Source organism: Candidatus Palauibacter sp. (assembly GCF_965197445.1).
Taxonomy (GTDB): domain Bacteria; phylum Gemmatimonadota; class Gemmatimonadetes; order Palauibacterales; family Palauibacteraceae; genus Palauibacter.
This window is the reverse complement of the sequence record NZ_CBDANE010000004.1, coordinates 358,602-376,301: the sequence shown is the minus strand read 5'-3', so window position 1 is coordinate 376,301 and position 17,700 is coordinate 358,602. Positions and strand designations below refer to the sequence as shown.

Genomic DNA, 17,700 nt, shown 5'->3' with positions numbered 1-17,700 from the left:
GAGGGGGCTCACAACGGGATGTTCCCGTGCTTCTTCGGCGGATTGCGGTCCCGCTTTTCGGCCATGGCTTCCAGCCCGGACACGAGCCGGCGCCGCGTTTCCCGAGGATCGATCACATCGTCGATGAATCCGCGCATCGCCGCGAGGTAGGGATTCGCGAACTTGGCGCGAAACTCCGCTTCGAGTTCGGCCGTCCGCGCTTCCGGATCCTCCGCCGCCGCGATCTCGCGCCGATAGAGGACTTCGACGGCTCCCTTGGCCCCCATCACCGCGATCTCCGCGCTCGGCCAGGCAAGGTTGAGGTCGCCCCGGATGTGCTTCGATGACATGACATCATACGCGCCGCCGTACGCCTTGCGGGTGATGACGGTGAGCTTCGGCACGGTCGCTTCGCAGTAGGCGAAGAGCAGTTTCGCTCCGTTGCGGATGATCCCCTGGTGTTCCTCGCGCACTCCCGGCAGGAAGCCGGGCACGTCCTCGAACGTGACCAGGGGAACGTTGAAGGCGTCGCAGAATCGAACGAAGCGGGCGGCCTTGATGCTCGCGTCACTGTCGAGGACTCCGGCAAGCACCGCAGGCTGGTTTCCGATGATCCCCACCGCGTGCCCGCCGAGCCGCGCGAAGCCCGTGATGATGTTGCGGGCGAAATCGGCGTGGACCTCGAGAAAACTCCCCTCGTCCGCGACCCGGGCGATGATGTCCAGCATGTCGTACGGGAGCTTGGGATCGTCCGGCACGATGTCCAGCAGCTCTTCGTCGGCCCGGTCCGCGGGGTCGGCCGTCTCGCGCCAGGGCGGAAGCTCCTGGTTGTGCGAGGGCAGGTAGCCCAGGAGTCGCCGGATCGCCTGCAGCGCATCGACTTCGGTCGCCGACCGGAAGTGCGCCACCCCCGAACGGCTGGCGTGCACGGATGCCCCGCCCAGTTCGTCGAACGTCACCTCCTCGTGGGTCACCGTCTTCACGACGCCGGGTCCGGTCACGAACATGTGGCTCACGCCGTCGACCACGAACACGAAGTCGGTGATCGCCGGGGAATAGACGGCCCCGCCCGAACACGGTCCCAGGATCGCGCTGAGCTGCGGGATGACCCCCGACGCCAGCGTGTTCCGGAGGAAGATGTCGGCATAGCCTCCGAGGGAGGCGACACCCTCCTGAATCCGGGCTCCGCCGGAGTCGTTGATCCCGATGAACGGAGCCCCGTTCCGGGTCGCGAGATCGAGGACCTTTACGATCTTCCCGGCATGCGCTTCCGACAGCGACCCTCCGAACACCGTAAAGTCCTGGCTGAACACGTACACGGTGCGGCCGTCGATGCGCCCGTATCCCGTGATGACGCCGTCGCCCGGGCTGCGTCGGTCCTCGAGCCCGAAATCGGTGCAGCGGTGCTCGACGAAGCGGTCGAACTCCACGAAACTTCCCTCATCCAACAGGATGTCGAGGCGCTCGCGGGCGCTCAGCTTGCCGCGCGCATGCTGCCGGGCGAGGCGCTCCGGATCTCCGCGCAGAGCTTGCGCGGACCGGGCTTCGAGGTCGGCCAGTTTCTCCCGCATGCTCACCGGGGACGCACGCGCCGGAGGGTGTCCGCCCGCACCGTGTCCCTCGGGGCAAACGGCGACGGCCCCCCCCGTACCTCCGCAAGCCACTGCAGGAGTTCTCCGCGATCCGCGTCCACCGGGGAACCCTCGACCAGCATCCGGATCTCCGTCGCCCGGTGCACGACCGACCGGCCGGTCTCCGGCCGGAGCAGGCCGGTCACCCCCTCGACTTCGGGCTCCTCTTCAAGATACGCGGTGAGCGCGGCCGGGATGGGCAAGCGGCCTCCCTCAAGCGCGGCGAGCGCCAGGGCAGTCGCATCGTGTGCCAATGCTGGAATTACGTTGTCTCGCAATGACTTTCGGTACTTTCTCTCATAATCCGCTACAAATCGTCGCCACGGGGTGCCGGCGCTCACCCGGTCCATGGTGAGACCCACCACACGGTGGTCGGTCGCGAACTCCTCGAGACGCCGGAGGGCCGCAGGGTCGGCCCAGGCCTCGCTTCCCAGCACGATCACGTTGTACAGGCCGTAGTAGAAGAGTTGGGGCGCTACCGAAAGGACTCCGGTCGCGGACGGCGACGGTGCGAACACCACGTCGGGCTCGACCGCGGCGAGCGCCTCGATCGGTTCCTGGAAGGTCGTGAGCGAGGGGTCATATCGCTCGTGCCCCACCAGCTCGCCGCCGTGCTCGCGGATTGTACGTATGAACCTCCGAACGCCGCCTCCGAGACCGGCCCCGAGCGGTTCCAGGACGCCGACCCGACGAAGCCCAAGTCGTTCGATCGTCCAGCGCGCGAGAGCCTCCGCGACATCCGACTCGCGGGTCGCCCCGGCGTCGAGCGTATAGCTCCCCGGACCGGGCCTCAGGACTTCCGTCGCCGTCGGACTGATGATCGGGAGCCGCGGGTTGCGGCGCGCCCGTGTCGCCGTCGCGAATGACTCGGAGCGCAGTGGGCCGATGATCGCAACGACACCGCGGCGCTCGAGCGAGCGGACCAGACTCGGCGTGTTCTCCGGGTTCGACTCGTCGTCGAGCAGCACAAGAGCCACGTCGAACCCATCGGGACGCGCCAGGTGATGCCGGTCCACGGCGAGCTCGATTCCCTCGCGCAGAAGCTCGCCCACATCGGCCAGATCGCCTGTGAGCGGAAGGATCGCACCGATTCGGGCCGTGCCGCTACTCAGCTCCGTCCCCGCGGCCGCGATCAGTTCCGCGGTCGTCCGCTCGGGCTCGGCCGGACGTCCCTCGAGGACTCCCGCCGCCAGTCGCCGCGCCTCGTCGGACTCGCGTGCGACGAACAGGAGCCTGGCGAGCTGCACGTGCACGATCGAAGCCGCAGCCGTCCGGGGCGGGTGACGGTCGGCGAGGTCACGAAGGTGAGCGACGGTGAGCGCCGAGGTCAGCTCGCGGAACGTGTCCGGCCCGACCGCCTCCAGCGCTTGCGGATCCGCGAGCATCACCCCGACCGCTTCCGGCTCCCGGCCCGTGTCAGCCAGGACGCGAACGAGCCGCTCCACGGTTTCGTCCCGCAACGGCCCGGCAGGGGCCCGGACGAGGAGGCGTCCGTAGCGATCGGCCGCTGCACCGGGGAGGTTCTGCGCTTCCAGCGCCCGGCCGGCGAGGGAGAGGGCACGATCGGCGAGGGGGCGCAGCAGATCCTGGTTCGCCCAGGCGAGGCTCAGCGAATCCCCATGACCGGAGGCCGCTGCGAAGTTCCCCCGCGTGTAGTCGGACTCGACCACCTGCAGCGCGATCTCGGCCTGACCCGTATCGACGGCAACCGGCGCGCCGGCATCCTCCGGGGGACTGCCGGTGGTCAGCACGCAGCCGACCGTGGCGATCAGCGCCGCGCTGCAGCCGAGGGCGACCTGTCTCCCCGCTGCGCACCGCTTCGCGTTGAAGCGGCTACGCCTCCGCCTCGCCATCGGAATCGGACTTGCTCCCGTCCTCGTCGTCGTCAGCCGATCCGGATCTGGACGCCCCCATGCTCTCGTACTCCACCTCGGCGGCATCATATGGGACCTCCGGGGCATCGACGACAGCGAGTACGATGCGACGGTTTATGGGATCCGTCTCGAGCACGCGCAATTCGAGTCCCTGCCCTTCCGAGAAGTGCTCGGCGGGGTCGGCGACCGGCCCTTCGACGCCGAGTTGCGAGACCGGCACGAAGCCTTCGAGGTCGCTCCCCAGGTCCACGACCACTCCCTTCTCCAGCAGCCGCGTGATCGTGCCCGCCACTTCCCTCCCCGGCCCGTAGGACTGGGCCAACTGATACCAGGGATCCTCCTGCACCTGCTTCAGCCCGAGCGAGATCCGCTTCTGGTCGGGATCGATCGAGAGGACCACGACATCCACCTCGTCGCCCTTGCGGAGCACTTCCGCGGGGTGCTGGACGCGGCGAGTCCAACTCATGTCCGAGATATGTACGAGGCCGTCGATCCCCGCTTCGACCTCGACGAACGCGCCGAACGAAGTGAGGTTCCTGACCAGCCCGCGGATCTTCGTCCCCGGCGGGTACTGCGCCGGGAGCGCGAGCCACGGATCCTCCTCGACCTGCTTCATCCCGAGCGAGATCTTCTGTGCATCCTCGTCCACGCGCAGCACCACGCATTCGACCTTGTCGTTGATGCCCACGAGTTGCGAGGGATGGCGGACGTTGCGGGTCCAGGACATCTCCGAGATGTGGACGAGGCCCTCGATACCGCGCTCGAGTTCGACGAAGGCGCCGTAGTTGGTGATCGACACCACCCGCCCCAGCACGCGCGTCCCGACCGGATATTTCTCCGCCACGTTCTTCCAGGGATATTCCTGAAGCTGCTTGAGGCCGAGCGAGATCCGCTCCCGGTCCCAGTCGATGTCGAGGATCTTGATCTCGACCGTCGCACCGATGTCGCAGACCTCGGATGGATGCCCGATGCGACCCCAGGACATATCGGTGATATGGAGCAGCCCGTCCATCCCGCCGAGGTCGATGAAGGCCCCGAAGTCGGTGATGTTCTTGACCACGCCGGCGCGCACGTCGCCGACCGAAAGCTCCTCCTTGAGCTCCTCCCGCTTGCCCGCCCGCTCCTCCTCGAGGAGCACGCGGCGGCTGACCACGATGTTCCGACGACGCTTGTTGAGCTTCAGAATCTTGAAGTCGTATTCGTCGCCGAGGAGATCGTCGACGTTCGGCACCCTCCGTAGCGCGATCTGGGATCCGGGAAGGAACGCGTCCACGCCCATCAAGTCGACCGTCACGCCACCCTTGATCTTGCGCTTGATTCGGCCCTTGACGGGACGATCGTTGTCGAAGGCATCCTTGATCTTCTCCCAGACTCGGAGGAAGTCCGCCTTCTTCTTGGAGAGCACGACGACACCCTCGTCGTCCTCGAGACTCTCGAGGAACACATCCACCGAGTCGCCGGGCTTCACTTCGTCCGGATCGTGGAACTCGTCGAGGGGGACGGCGCCCTCGGACTTGAAACCCACATCGAGAATGATGTCGGTCTCCGTCTTGCCGATCACCTGCGCGGTGACGATCTCGCCCTCGGTGATCTGGCTCAGCGTGTCTTCGTAGAGGGCGAGGAGTTCTTGATACTCCGCCGCATCGTGCTGCGAATCATCGCGCGGATCGGCGTCGAGATCGAGGTCGATGGCGCTGGGCTCGAAGGGCTCAGGGGCTACGACGGCAATCCCCTCCGAGGGCGTCTCGCTGCCCGCGCCGCCGGCGTCGGGGCTATCGGTAACGTCGTCGTTCTGTGTGGTCGTGTCGTCAGGCATTGGAAGTCATCTTTCCGAATGGAGCCGGGATCGGTCCCACCGGGCCTTTGTGGCAAAAAAAGATCGACCCTGACCGAGCATCGCGCACCTCCGCCCGGCCGCCGGTCGATCCCTTGTCTCGGGGTTACGAGCAGGACCGGGGCGGGCCGCCACATTCACCCTCCACGGTCCTCGGACAGTACGCCAACTTAGATTTGAGGATACCCTGCGTCAACCGAGTGGAGAGGGCTCAACGCGGCGCGAGACCACGCTCCGCGGCGAGGTGTACGATCGCTTCCACGACCGCCTCCCGGTCCATCGCGGTGGTGTCGATCTCGATCGCATCCCGGTCCCGTTGCAGCGGCGATACGGCACGCGAGCGGTCGAGGCGATCGCGCGATTCGAGGCGTTCGGTCTCAGCCTCGATGTTTTCCGTGGTGAGCTCCGCACCGCGCTCCAGGAGGCGCCGGCGAGCCCTTTCCCGGGCCTCGGCTACGAGAAACACCTTGAGTTCCGCATCGGGGAAGACCGTCGTCCCGATGTCCCGCCCGTCGCACACGATTCGGTACCGGCGGCCAGCTCGGCGCAGCCGGTCCAGCACGACCGTGCGGACGGCCGGTATCGCGGACACCGCCGAGACCCGGGTCGTCACCTCGGGGGAATGGAGCGCGGGCCCCGGAAGCACCCCCTCGACGCCCACCGTGAGCCCGTCGCGCTCGGGCACAAGGTCGATATCCAGCGCGGGCGCCCCGCCCTCGATCGCTTTCTCGTCCCGGCCGATCCCCGCTTCGAGCGCCCACCATGTGATCGCGCGGTAGAGCAGCCCGGAGTTCACGTGCACGAACCCGAGCCGGTCGGCGACGCTGCGGGCCGTGCTGCTCTTCCCGGAGGCGGCCGGGCCGTCCACGGCGATCACGCGCCCGCCCCGCGATCCGGGCCGTCGCGCCGGATGGCGCCGGAACGGCGCGAGGGCTTCCTGGAAGCCGGGGAACGAGACCGCGGCACACGCGCGATCGTCGATTCGCAGGTCGGCGTCTCCCGCCGCCTCGAGCACCCCGAAGGCCATCGCGATCCGGTGATCTCCCCGGGTCTCGACCGGGCCCGAGAGCTGTCCGGTACGGCCCGTGATCGTGAGGCCGTCTTCGCGTTCCTCGATCTCGACGCCCAATGTCTCCAGCGTTCGGGCCAGCACGGCCAGCCGGTCGCTCTCTTTCACCCGGAGTTCGGCCGCACCACGAATCTCGGAACGCCCCGCCGCCCGCGCGGCGAGCGCCGCCAGCAGCGGAATCTCGTCGATCACGCCCGGGATCTCGGCGCCGCCGATAGAGAAAGCCCGCAGGCCGTCGGGAGGGTGTACGGTCCAGGTCTCGCGCGGCTCGCCGCCCTCGTCGGGCAGAGGCTCCCGGCGGACGGAAGCCCCCATCTCCTCGAGCACCGACAGGAACCCTGTCCGCCCAGGGTTGGCTGCCACCTCCTCGACGTACACCGACCGGCCGCTCAGCATGGCCGCGCCGATCAGGAAGGCGGCGGAAGAGGGATCGCCCGGCACGGTCATCCGGAGCCCGTGCAGGGTCCCGTCCCATCCCGCCGGATCGAAGCGGACGGAGCCAGCACCAGAGCGGACGGGGTCGAACACCATCGGCGCGCCCATCGCGGCCAGCATGCGCTCGGTATGGTCCCGCGAGAGGGCGGGCTCACTCAGTTCCACGCGGACGCGGCCGAGGACGCCGGCCAGCAGTACGGCCGACTTGACCTGCGCGCTCGCGATCCTCGCGCGATGCCGGAGCGTCCGCAGGGACCCCGTGGCGCGTGCCCGGATGCGGATCGGCAGCCGGTTCGGCTCTCCTTCATATTCGATCCGGGCACCCATGGCCTGCAGGGGATAGACGACCCGGCGCATGGGCCGACTCCGAAGCGATGCGTCGCCGTCGAGCACGGCCGCGACCCCGGTCCCGGCGAGGATGCCCGCCAGCAGCCGCACGGTCGTTCCGCTGTTCCGGCAATCGAGCGCGGGCGGCGGACCCGCATCGAGCCCGCCACCGGCGCAGCGGATCGTGAGCCCGCCCTCTTCTTCGGCGCAGTCGATGGAAGCCCCGAGCCGCTGCATCACGCGCACGCTGGCGCGCACATCCGCGCCTGTGGACAGGCCCCGGATCACCGAAGCCGACCCCGCCAGGGGCGCGACGAGCGCGGCGCGGTGCGAAATCGACTTGTCCCCCGGCAGCCGCACGCGGATCAAGGCGCCCCGCTTCCCGGCAGCGCCGTTCCAGGGCGGCGGAGTCTCACCACGGGCCCCTATCCGGATCCTCGAACGGCACGTCGACGGTCCAGCCATCCCGAGCCAGCTCCGCGCCGGCGAAGACGGCCCGCGCTTCTTCGAGGAGTCGCCCCGGCCGCTCCGCGTAGCGAGCACTCAGGTGCGTGAGGACGAGCCGACGCACACCCGCCTCGACCGCGACGCGGGCCGCCCCGGCGGCGGTTGAATGACCTGTCTCCCGCGCCCGCCGCGCCTGCTCGTCCGCGAAGGTCGCCTCGTGGACCAGCAGATCGGCTCCCCTCGAAATCTCGACGGTCTCGGACGAGGGCCGCGTGTCACCGGTATAGACCAGCTTGCGCCCGGGTCGCACCGGCCCCACGAGGTCGCCCGGAGCGACCCGCCGCCCATCTTCCAGCTCAACGCTCTCGCCGCGATGGAGCTGGCCGAAGAGCGGCCCTTCGGGCACGCCCAGCTTGCGCGCCGCCCGCACATCGAACCTTCCGGGGCGCGGGTCCTCGATGAGCGCGTACCCGAGGGACACGCGCGTATGGTCGGTCGCGAAAGCCATCAGTCGGTATCCGTCCCCCTCGATCGCTTCACCGGACCGCAGCTCCCGGACCGGCGCCTCGAACGAGAGCCGGTCGCCTCCCAGATCCCGGAGCGCCCGGAGCGTATCCCCCGCCCCCCGGGGGGCCCAGATCCGGAGCGGCTCCTCGCGTCCCTGGAGACTCATCGTCCGTAGCAGGCCTGCCAGCCCCAGGTAATGATCGGAGTGGAGATGGGTGATGAGGATGTCCCCCAGGGAGAAACCGACCCCATACCGCATCATCTGCCGCTGGGTCCCCTCACCGCAGTCGAGCAGGAACATGCGCCCCTCCCGCTTCAGGGCGAGGGAGGCGACGTTCCTCGACACGGTCGGCCGCGAGGAAGCCGTTCCGAGGAAGGTCAGCCGGAGGATGGGACGGCTCCTTCGATAGCCGTGGTCAGGGCGATGAGGCCGTCGTCGGACATGTCCGCGAGGATCACTCCGTTCGATTCCACGACCGCGCGCTCCGCGGAGAGGCAACGCAAGCGGACGCCCACCGCTCCCGCCGCGGCCCCTCCCTCCGCCCACACCGGTCCCACGCTCTGCGCGAGCCACACCGCGCCCTCGCCATCGACCACGCGCCGCTCGGTCGGCGTGAGCGAGCGACCCGCCTCCCACAGGTGCCGGAACCCGTCGTCGTCCAGCCGTTCGACATCCACCTCGGGTGCGAGTTCCGTGCGACGATCTCCCCCTCCCGGATCCCCGCGAACGAAATAGCCCAGGCCGAGGCCCGAGGGGGCGCGACCCGCGTCGAACAGAGTCCACGGCGACCCGTCGATCCGGCCCGTGCGGCGCGGCCGCGCAGTCCCGCCGCTCACGCCGGCGCCTCGCTGTACACGCCCGAAGCCGCCGTTTCTGCGCGGGGAACCGCCAGGTCTCGGCTCGCCAGCGCCTCTTCGGCCGCCGCCTCGATTTCCGCCTCGACCTCCTGCTCCACCGATTCGAGCAGGGCCAGATTCCGCTCGCGGAACTCGCCCTCTCCTTCGGCGCCGAGGTCGATGTCCGCCAGGTACTCTTCGTACTGGCCGATCGGGTCGCGCCGGCCCCACCGTTCGAACAACTCGGGCGCGAACGTGGCCCGGGCTTCGTGCACGTCGTGCGTCGCATGTCCTCCCATGCGGAACGTGCGCGCCTCGATCAGCTGCGGACCGCCACCTTGCCGGCAGCGCTCCGCGGCGAGCCGCGTCGCCGCGTAGACATCGAGGACGTGGTTCCCGTCCACCGACCGGGAGGGGATCCCGTACGCCGGCCCCCAGTCCGAGAAGTCCGGCGGAGCGTGGTGCTGATCCAGCCGCGTCCCGAGCGCCACCTGATTGTTCTGAATGATGAAGACGATCGGGAGCTTCAGCGACGCGGCGAAGGCGAAGGCCTCGTGCGCCTCGCCATGTTTCGTCGCCCCGTCTCCGACCCATGTAAGCGCGACACGCCGCTCACCGCGGATACGGAACGCGAGGGCAAAGCCGTTCATCACCGTCGACAGCGTGGCGACCATGCTGATCGGAGGACAGACGCCGTAGCGCAGGTCGCCGAGGTGCAGGTCCCGTCCGCCCGCCGGGGCGTCCGCCGTCGCGAGGTAGGTGCGGAACAACTCGATGATCGGCACCCCCATCTCGTGATTCGCACCCTGGTTGCGGATCATGGGGCCGACGATATCCCCCTCCGGGCCACGCCGGTCGAGCGCATGAACCGCACCCACCGTCACGGCCTCCTCGCCCGTCCCGAGCCACGCTTTGGAGATCACCCCCTGCTTCACCCACCTCGCCAGCGCGATGTCGCTGAGGCGGAAGCGGAGCAGCCCCCGGTACATGGCGAGCAGCGCTTCGGGCGGCAGCGCGACGATCTCGCGCTCACGGTCCGGGTCGGCGGAGACGCGCACCCGGTACTCCTCGACGAGCCCGCGGTCGGGCTGCCAGGATGTGTACTCGGGGGGGTCGTAGGCCGCGTATCGACGCATTCGGCAAGGTCCTCGTAGTGTGGGTAATCCGGAATATGCTCCCTCGTCGCGCCGCGTGAAGCAAGCGCCGCCCCGCTCTCGGCGGAGCGCGGGTTCCGTTACCTTCGGACATGATGAGAGAATTCGCTTGAAACCGTGTCGCCGCTGCAGACGCCGTGTGCCGGACGCCACCCGGGCCTGCCCGCACTGCCGGGCGCCGCAGCCGCGTGGCGAGCGACTGCCGCAGATCGTGCTCGGCGTCGCGGCCACAGTGGCCGCCGCGCTGGGGGCAATGGCGTCCTGCCCCGACCTGTCGGGCCAGACACGAGCGACGACTCCGGGGGTGGAGCTTCCGACGATCGCGCGCCTGCGTTACGACGGCGGCGGCGACTGGTACGCCAACCCCTCCAGCCTCGACAACCTGCTCGAAGAGATTCAACTCCGGACAGGGATCGGCGTAGCGGACCGCCCCGCCGAGGTGGGCGCGGCGGACCCCGATCTCGCCGATCACCCCTATCTGTACGCGACCGGGCATGGAAACATGACCTTCCGCCCACTCGAGATCGAACGCCTGCGCGCCTACCTCTACGGGGGCGGTTTCCTGCACGTGGACGACAACTACGGACTCGACGAATCGTTCCGTCGCGAGGTCGCCCGCCTCTTCCCCGAGATGCCCCTGGCCGAGGTACCGCTCGAGCACCCCATCTATCGGGTCTTCTACGACTTCCCCGATGGTCTGCCCAAGGTCCACGAGCACGACGGAAACCCGGCGCAGGGGTTCGGCATCTTCCTCGAGGGCCGGCTCGCCCTCTTCTACAGCTTCGAGTCCGATCTGGGAGATGGGTGGGAGGACGAGGGCGTACACGGCGATGCACCGGAAGTTCGCGAAGAAGCGCTGAAGATGGGCGTGAACCTCTTCCTCTACGCGCTCGCCGCGACCCCCGCTGGCTAGCCGCCCAGTTTTCCGAAGATCGCCATCAGCCCGACGACGATGGCGGTGGCGATGAAGAGCCCCCAGGCGAACACCCCGGTCAGCAGCGGCCCGTCCGACTTCAGATGCATGAAGAACATCGCGACGAGGGCGAACTTGGCGGCCATCATCACGAGCAGGATGGGGATGAGCACGGGAGCGAGCGCCTCGATGTAGAACACCATCACTTCCAGCGCCGTCAGCGCGGCCAGGATCACCGCGATGGCGATGTAGAGACGCGTGCTCGGGTGGGACCCGGCGGAATGGCTGTTCACGGACGCCTTACACCAGCAGGTAGATGAGGGTGAAGAGGACGATCCACACGGCGTCCACGAAGTGCCAGTACAGGCCGGCGATCTCCACCGTCTCGGCGTGCCGCACATCGAGTTTCCCGGACGCGGTACGCAGGTAGAGGGTGCCCAGCCAGATCACCCCGCCGGCGACGTGCGCGCCGTGCGTCCCGGTGAGCACGAAGAAGGTCGACGAGAACAGGTTCCGCGACAACGGCAGCCCCTCGTGCACGAAGTGGCTGAACTCGTAGTACTGGCCACCGAGAAAGATGAGCCCGAACAGCGCCGTGAGCGCGAGCCAGCGCTTCGTCTGCCGCAGGTCGTTCCTCTGCACCGCCGCCAGCGCGAGCACCATCATCAGGCTGCTCATCAGGAGGACGAACGTCGTCACGGTGATGAAGGGGATGTTGAGCAGATCGTGCGGATAGGGCGGTACGAGATTGCGGCCGCGGTAGATCATGTAGGTCGCGATCAGCGTACCGAAGAGCATGCACTCGGACCCGATGAAGGTCCACATGGCCAGTTTGCGATTCGGGATCCCCGTCGAGGTCGGCCCCTCCATCAGCTCGCCTCCCTGCCGAACGGGGGCTCGAAGGCCCAGCCGAACAGACCCACCGCCGTCACCAGAAGGCCGAACAGCGTGAGACCGAGCGAGCCGAGTCCGCCGATGGTCATGAGGAGCATTCCCGTGGCGAGCACGAGTGGCCAGTACGAGGGCTCCGGCATGTGTACAGGCTCGGGCGGCTCGTCCGGCTGCCGGCGCGGGAAGACGCCACCGGGCTCGTCCCCCTCCTCGCGCAACTCGGGCTCGACATAGGGATGCCACAGGGGATCACGCCGGTCGACACTGGGGATGACCGCGAAGTTGTAGTGCGGAGGCGGCGAAGGAGTCGTCCACTCGAGGGTCGACGCGTCCCATGGGTTGTGTCCGGCCGCCTCCCCGCGACGCCAGGTCCGCCACAGGTTCCATATCAGCGGCACGAAGGCGAGCGTGAAGATGAAGGCCCCGATGGTCGAGATCAGATTGAACGTGTCGAGGCCCAGCCCCTCCGCGTAGGTGTAGGTGCGGCGCGGCATGCCCAACAGCCCGGAGAAGTGCATCGGGAAGAACGTCACGTTCAGGGCTACGAACGTGAGCCAGAAATGGGCCTTCCCGAGCCCCTCGTGCAGAAGCCGGCCGGTGGCCTTCGGGAACCAGTAGTAGAATCCCGAAAACAGACCGAACACGGTCCCGCCAACGAGTACGTAGTGGAAGTGCGCCACCACGAAGTAGGTGTCCGTCTGCTGCAGATCTGCGGGCGGTGAACTGTGCATGACCCCGCTCAGGCCGCCGATCGTGAACGTTCCCACCAGGCCGATGGCGAACAGCATCGCGGTCCGGAACCGCAGCTGGCCGCCCCACATGGTCGCAATCCAGTTGAAGATCTTGATCCCGGTCGGGATCGCGATGAGCATCGTCGTCCCGCCGAACACCGCGTTCACCACGGGCCCCAACCCCACCGAGAACATGTGGTGAACCCAGACGCCGAAGCCGAGAAACGCGATCAGGATCCCGGAGAACACGACGATGGGATACCCGAACAGACCCTTCCTCGAGAAGGACGGGATGACGTCGGAGACCACGCCGAACGCCGGGAGGATGAGGATGTACACCTCCGGGTGCCCGAACACCCAGAACAGGTGCTGCCAGAGGACGGGATCGGCCCCGGCCGCCGCGTCGAAGAAGTGCGTCCCGAACCTCCGGTCGAACAGCATGAAGATGAGGCCGACCGTGAACGGCGGGAAGGCGAGCAGGATGAGGGCGGCGACGATCAACGCCATCCAGGCGAACAGCGGCATCCGCATGAACGTCATCCCGGGCGCCCTCAGGTTGAGGATCGTAACCAGGAAATTCACCCCGCCCGCGATGGACCCGACACCCGCGATCAGGAGCGCGAGAAGATAGAAGTCCATCCCCAGGCTGGGAGAATACTCGGGGTTCGTCAGCGGCATGTAGGCGAACCAGCCGCCGTCCGGCATGGTACGGAACGGCACACTGGCGTAGAGGAACAGGCCGCCGAAGAGGAAGACCCAGAAGGACAGGGCGTTCAGCCTGGGGAACGCCACGTCGCGCGCCCCGATCTGGAGCGGCACGACGAAGTTGAGAAACGCCGCGACGAGTCCCATGCCGGCGAAGAAGACCATCGTCGTGCCGTGCATGGTGAACAGCTGGTTGTACAGGTCGGGATCCAGAAAATCGCGCCCGGGCGCGGCCAGCTGGAGCCGCAGCATCTGCCCCTCGAAGCCGGCAATGAGGAGGAAGAGGAAGGCCGCGACGAAGTACATGACCGCGATCCGCTTGTGATCGACCGTGGTCAGCCAGCTCCGGAGCCATGCCAATGCCGTCACCGGAGAGAACCGAGGTACGCGACGAGCTGCCGGATCTGCGTCGCACTCAGCTGCACCTCGGGCATCAGGTTGCCGGGTTTGACGTGCTGGGTGGAATCGAGCCATCGCGTCAGGTTGGCCGGCGTGTTCTCGAGCACTCCCGAGGCGATCGTAAGACGGCTCCCGAAGTTCGTAAGGTCGGGGCCGAACCGACCCTCGGCGGGCGTCCCGCGTACGCTGTGACAGCTCACGCACGCGTTTGCCATGAAGACGCCCCGTCCCGCCCGCGCCTCGGCGTCCGCCGGCGTAACCGAGCTGCCTGCGTTGGCCTGCGCCCAGCTCTCGAAATCCGCGGGCTCGTCCACGATCACCCGCATCCCCATGAGAGCGTGGGCCGTACCGCAGAACTCGGCGCACTGTCCCGGGAACACGCCGACCGAATCCGGACGGAACCAGAGCTGGTTTTCCTTCCCGGGCACCAGATCGCGCTTGCCCGCCAGGCGCGGGACCCAGAACGAGTGCAGGACATCCGCGCTCCTCAGACGCAGGTCGACGGTGCGTCCCACGGGAAGATGGGCCTCGTTGGCCGTCACGATCCCCAGTTCCGGATAGCGGAACTCCCACCACCACCGTCGGCCGATCACCTCCACCACGAGCGCGTCGGGATCGTCCGTCGCCCGGTCGATGACGAAGATCGTCTGCATGGTGGGGATGGCGATGGCCACCAGGATGAGCGCGGGCGCGAGCGTCCAGCCGACTTCCAGCAGGACGTGACCGTGAACCTGTCGCGGGCGCCGGCCGCCGGGCCGCTCCCGAAACCGGAAGATCGTGTAGACGAGGATGCCCTCCACCACGACGAAGACGCCGACCGCCCACCAGAAAATCTGGTCGAACAGCCGGTCAAGACGTGTGGCGGCATCCGAACCGGGATGCAGGGCGGACTGCGGATATTCGCCGCCACAGCCCTGTAGGACCAGCACCCCGAGACAAAGCAGGACCGCCGCGAATGCGGGGAGGCCGGCCGTCCGTGGCGAGACGGTCGGTCGAAAAGGCACGACGAAGGAGCTGCGGCGGGGCTTTCGCCACGGGCTGCCGGACAAGGGCGTATCTATGAACGTTCGGGAAATGTCTCGACTGGAATGGGCCCTGCATCCCGCAGCGCCCGCGGGACTGTAGTCGGGAATGGCGGGCAGGTCAAGGAGCGCCCCGCGGCGCCTTCCTGGCGGAGGGGCGGGGGCGCTCCCGGGCCTCAAACCGGCGCCGCAAGCCGCCCGGGTCAGCGGGCGTGCGGCACGTCTCCAACGGGCGTCACACGACCGCCATACAGGTCGCTGACCCACTCTCCATATCCATTGAAGGGCAACGTGGGAATCCGCTCGCCGGTCCCGACGATCTCCTCCTGAGCCTGCGACCACCGCGGGTGCGGCACGCCGGGGTCCACGTTGGAGTAGAAGCCGTACTCGGCCGGCTGCAGCTCATTCCAGAACGTCGCCGGCTGCTCGTCGGTGAAGTCGATGCGGACGATGCTCTTGGGACTCTTGTAGCCGTACTTCCAAGGCAGATGAATCCGCACCGGCGCCCCGTTCTGTTTCTGCAGCGGGTGGCCGTACATGCCAGTCACGACAAACGCCAGTTCGTTCATCGCCTCCTCGATCCGGATGCCCTCGTAGTACGGCCAGCGATACCAGCTCTGCGTCTTCTGGCCGAACGCCTGCTCGGGCCGGTTGAAGGTGACGAAGCCCACGTAGCGGGCGTTGCTCTGCGGCTGCACACGCTCGAGAAGCCGGGCCATGGGGAAGCCGATCCACGGGACGACCACGGACCACCGCTCAACGCAGCGGTGCCGGTAGATCCGCTCCTCCAGAGGGAACGCGCGCTCGAGTTCGACGAGGTCGTAGACGCCCGGATTCTCGACCAGGCCGGTGACTTCCAGTTCCCACGGACGGGCCTCGAACGGGCCCACGTTACGCCACACGCCGTCCTTGTCCGTGCCGAACTCATAGAAGTTGTTGTAGGTGGCGACGATCTCTTCGGGAGAGACTTCCTTGTGGCGATCGCCGGGCGTGAAGCGCGGATCGTTCACCGCCACCGGATAGAGGTCCGCCGTCGGGGTGTCCGGGATGTTGTCCAGCGGACCGCGCTCATGGGTCTCCGCCGCACCGCGGCCCGGCCCGCAAGCAAGCGAGGCGGCGGCGAGAACCGCGCCTCCGCCCATGCGGGCGACAAACTGCCTGCGGTCGAGGTAGATCGACTCCGGAGTTGCTTCGCTCTCCCTGAGCCTCCAGCCGGGGGGGATGTGAATGTTCGCCATGGAGCTTCTCCCTTGCCGTTCGGTACCCGGGCGCCGTTGCCGGGGACCTTGCCTCTTCACATGTGTGAGTATAACCCGGTTTTGCGTTCGGTGTTTCGCAACGCGTCCCGTCTCTCAGTGCCGGAACAGGCGTCGTCCGGTAAACACCATCGCGATGTCGTGTTCGTTCGCCGCCTCCACGACCTCGTCGTCACGTCTCGACCCGCCCGGCTGTACGATCGCCGTTACACCGGCGGCGGCGGCGGCGTCGATTCCGTCGCGGAACGGGAAGAAGGCGTCCGAGGCGAGGACGGCTCCCGCCACCTCGAGTCCCTGCGCCCCGGCCTTTCGAATCGAGAGTTCCACGGAATCGACCCGGCTCATCTGCCCGGCCCCGATCCCGATCGACGCGCCATCGCGGGCGAGCAGGATCGCGTTCGACTTCACGCTCTGAATGGCCGACCAGGCGAATGCGAGATCATCCCATTCAGCGTCCGCGGGAGCTCGGGCCGTAGGCACCCGCGCCTCCCGATCGACATCCCGCGCCGGCCGGGGAGCGGCCTGGACCAGCACCCCTCCGCGCACACCGCGAATCTCGACGCCGTCCCAGAGATGGCCTCCGGCCTCGAGCCGTGTGTCCGCTCCCGGCTTCAGGATCCGGAGATTCCTTTTCTGACGCAGAACGAGCAGCGCGTCGTCCGAGTAGTCGGGCGCCAGGATGCACTCCACGAAGTTCCCCGAAAGGGCCTCGGCCGTCGCTTCGGTCACCGGATCGGTGAGAGCGATGACGGAGCCGAAAGCCGATACCGGATCGCAGGCGAGAGCCTTTCGGTAGGCTTCCTCCGCTGAGCAGCCGACAGCCAGCCCGCACGGTGTCGAGTGCTTGAGGATCGCGCACGCGGCCTGGTTACCGCCGACGAACGGAGCGATCGCGGTGAGGGCGCCATCCACGTCGAGGATATTGTTGAACGACAGCTCCTTGCCGTGCAGCTGGGCGAGCGCGGGAATCCCGCGCGGCGGGCCCGATCCGTCGCGGAAGAACGCGGCGTCCTGGTCGGGATTCTCGCCATAGCGCAGCGGCTGGACACGGACGAGCGCGGCGAGGGCCTCGTGTCCGGGGATACGCCGCGGACCGCCGTCCGATTCCGTCTGTGACAGGTACGCCGTGATCGTCGCGTCGTACGACGCTGTGTGCCGATACACGGTGGAGGCCAACTCACGCCTCAGCTTCTTCGCCGCCGTCCTCTCGTCCGAGTCGAGCGCGGCGAGCACCCGCTCGTAGTCGGCCGGATCACAGATGGGCCAGACGGACGGGTGATTCTTGGCCGCGGCCCGGAGCAGCGTGGGCCCGCCGATATCGATCTGCTCGAGCGCCTCCATCAGAGGCACGCCCTCCCGCGCGACGGTCTCGCGAAACGGGTACAGATTGGCGACGACGAGGTCGATCGGAGCGATTCCGTGCGCAGTCAGTTGGTCCAGGTCGTCCGGCACCTCGCGGCGCGCGAGGATTCCGGCGTGCACGGTCGGGTGCAGTGTCTTCACCCGCCCCTCCAGCATCTCGGGTTGCCCCGTGAGGTCGCTGACACCGCGAACCTCCAGCCCCGCAGCGCGCAGAGTCCGCCTCGTCCCTCCCGTCGAAACGATGCTCCAGCCGCGCGCAATAAGCCCCCTGCAGAACTCCTCGATTCCCCTCTTGTCCGAAACGCTCGCGAGCGCGATCGGCATCCC

At 67.9% G+C, this 17,700-nt stretch carries 14 protein-coding genes; 1 reads left to right on the top strand and 13 read right to left on the bottom strand.

Features of this window, described 5'->3' with window-relative positions; translation table 11 throughout:
* Positions 1–8 precede the first annotated feature (8 nt).
* From ACN9M6_RS05405 to ACN9M6_RS05375, 7 genes are all read right to left on the bottom strand, one after another.
* Positions 9–1,550 (bottom strand): acyl-CoA carboxylase subunit beta, encoded by a 1,542-nt coding sequence (locus tag ACN9M6_RS05405; protein WP_419161897.1) that lies wholly within the window; start codon positions 1,548–1,550, stop codon positions 9–11.
* 2 nt (positions 1,551–1,552) lie between these two features.
* Positions 1,553–3,463, bottom strand: a complete 1,911-nt coding sequence (locus tag ACN9M6_RS05400; protein WP_419161896.1) for an ABC transporter substrate-binding protein — start codon at positions 3,461–3,463, stop codon at positions 1,553–1,555.
* Entirely contained in the window at positions 3,444–5,300 is a 1,857-nt protein-coding gene (locus ACN9M6_RS05395) for a 30S ribosomal protein S1 (RefSeq protein WP_419161895.1), read from the bottom strand. The genes ACN9M6_RS05400 and ACN9M6_RS05395 overlap by 20 nt, the downstream gene beginning before the upstream one ends.
* Before the next feature lie 229 nt (positions 5,301–5,529).
* Entirely contained in the window at positions 5,530–7,509 is a 1,980-nt protein-coding gene (gene aroA, locus ACN9M6_RS05390) for a 3-phosphoshikimate 1-carboxyvinyltransferase (protein WP_419162258.1), read from the bottom strand.
* A 52-nt stretch (positions 7,510–7,561) separates the two neighbouring features.
* The gene (gene rnz, locus ACN9M6_RS05385; RefSeq protein ID WP_419162257.1) at positions 7,562–8,494 is read right to left on the bottom strand and encodes a ribonuclease Z; all 933 of its coding nucleotides are present in this window, start codon (positions 8,492–8,494) and stop codon (positions 7,562–7,564) included.
* A complete protein-coding gene (locus ACN9M6_RS05380) occupies positions 8,482–8,940 on the bottom strand; it encodes a hypothetical protein (RefSeq protein WP_419161894.1) in 459 nt (152 codons plus the stop codon). The genes rnz and ACN9M6_RS05380 overlap by 13 nt, the downstream gene beginning before the upstream one ends.
* Entirely contained in the window at positions 8,937–10,076 is a 1,140-nt protein-coding gene (locus ACN9M6_RS05375) for a thiamine pyrophosphate-dependent dehydrogenase E1 component subunit alpha (protein WP_419161893.1), read from the bottom strand. The genes ACN9M6_RS05380 and ACN9M6_RS05375 overlap by 4 nt, the downstream gene beginning before the upstream one ends.
* 157 nt (positions 10,077–10,233) lie before the next feature.
* Between ACN9M6_RS05375 and ACN9M6_RS05370 the strand changes: the two genes are divergently transcribed.
* On the top strand, positions 10,234–11,007 hold the full coding sequence (locus ACN9M6_RS05370) for a DUF4159 domain-containing protein (RefSeq protein ID WP_419161892.1): 774 nt from the start codon (positions 10,234–10,236) through the stop codon (positions 11,005–11,007).
* On the opposite strand, the gene ACN9M6_RS05365 is transcribed toward ACN9M6_RS05370, so the two are convergent.
* The 6 genes from ACN9M6_RS05365 to purH all read right to left on the bottom strand — a co-directional run bounded on the left by ACN9M6_RS05365 (position 11,004) and on the right by purH (position 17,697).
* Positions 11,004–11,300 (bottom strand): cytochrome C oxidase subunit IV family protein, encoded by a 297-nt coding sequence (locus ACN9M6_RS05365; RefSeq protein WP_419161891.1) that lies wholly within the window; start codon positions 11,298–11,300, stop codon positions 11,004–11,006. The two genes, ACN9M6_RS05370 and ACN9M6_RS05365, sit on opposite strands and share 4 nt — an antisense overlap.
* A 7-nt stretch (positions 11,301–11,307) precedes the next feature.
* A complete protein-coding gene (locus ACN9M6_RS05360) occupies positions 11,308–11,877 on the bottom strand; it encodes a cytochrome c oxidase subunit 3 (RefSeq protein ID WP_419161890.1) in 570 nt (189 codons plus the stop codon).
* A complete protein-coding gene (gene ctaD, locus ACN9M6_RS05355) occupies positions 11,877–13,703 on the bottom strand; it encodes a cytochrome c oxidase subunit I (protein WP_419161889.1) in 1,827 nt (608 codons plus the stop codon). The genes ACN9M6_RS05360 and ctaD overlap by 1 nt, the downstream gene beginning before the upstream one ends.
* Complete coding sequence (coxB, locus tag ACN9M6_RS05350) at positions 13,700–14,737, bottom strand: cytochrome c oxidase subunit II (protein WP_419161888.1); 1,038 nt, start codon at positions 14,735–14,737, stop codon at positions 13,700–13,702. The genes ctaD and coxB overlap by 4 nt, the downstream gene beginning before the upstream one ends.
* Before the next feature lie 221 nt (positions 14,738–14,958).
* On the bottom strand, positions 14,959–15,993 hold the full coding sequence (gene msrP, locus ACN9M6_RS05345) for a protein-methionine-sulfoxide reductase catalytic subunit MsrP (RefSeq protein WP_419161887.1): 1,035 nt from the start codon (positions 15,991–15,993) through the stop codon (positions 14,959–14,961).
* A gap of 114 nt (positions 15,994–16,107) precedes the next feature.
* Complete coding sequence (purH, locus tag ACN9M6_RS05340) at positions 16,108–17,697, bottom strand: bifunctional phosphoribosylaminoimidazolecarboxamide formyltransferase/IMP cyclohydrolase (RefSeq protein ID WP_419161886.1); 1,590 nt, start codon at positions 17,695–17,697, stop codon at positions 16,108–16,110.
* Between the last annotated feature and the right edge of the window lie 3 nt (positions 17,698–17,700).

Bases quoted from the DNA above. Each gene is read 5' to 3' on its own strand.
- ACN9M6_RS05405 (WP_419161897.1), bottom strand. From the start codon at position 1,550: ATGCGGGAGAAACTGGCCGACCTCGAAGCCCGGTCCGCGCAAGCTCTG.
- ACN9M6_RS05400 (WP_419161896.1), bottom strand. From the start codon at position 3,463: ATGGCGAGGCGGAGGCGTAGCCGCTTCAACGCGAAGCGGTGCGCAGCG.
- ACN9M6_RS05395 (WP_419161895.1), bottom strand. From the start codon at position 5,300: ATGCCTGACGACACGACCACACAGAACGACGACGTTACCGATAGCCCC.
- ACN9M6_RS05375 (WP_419161893.1), bottom strand. From the start codon at position 10,076: ATGCGTCGATACGCGGCCTACGACCCCCCCGAGTACACATCCTGGCAG.
- ACN9M6_RS05360 (WP_419161890.1), bottom strand. From the start codon at position 11,877: ATGGAGGGGCCGACCTCGACGGGGATCCCGAATCGCAAACTGGCCATG.
- msrP (WP_419161887.1), bottom strand. From the start codon at position 15,993: ATGGCGAACATTCACATCCCCCCCGGCTGGAGGCTCAGGGAGAGCGAA.
- purH (WP_419161886.1), bottom strand. From the start codon at position 17,697: ATGCCGATCGCGCTCGCGAGCGTTTCGGACAAGAGGGGAATCGAGGAG.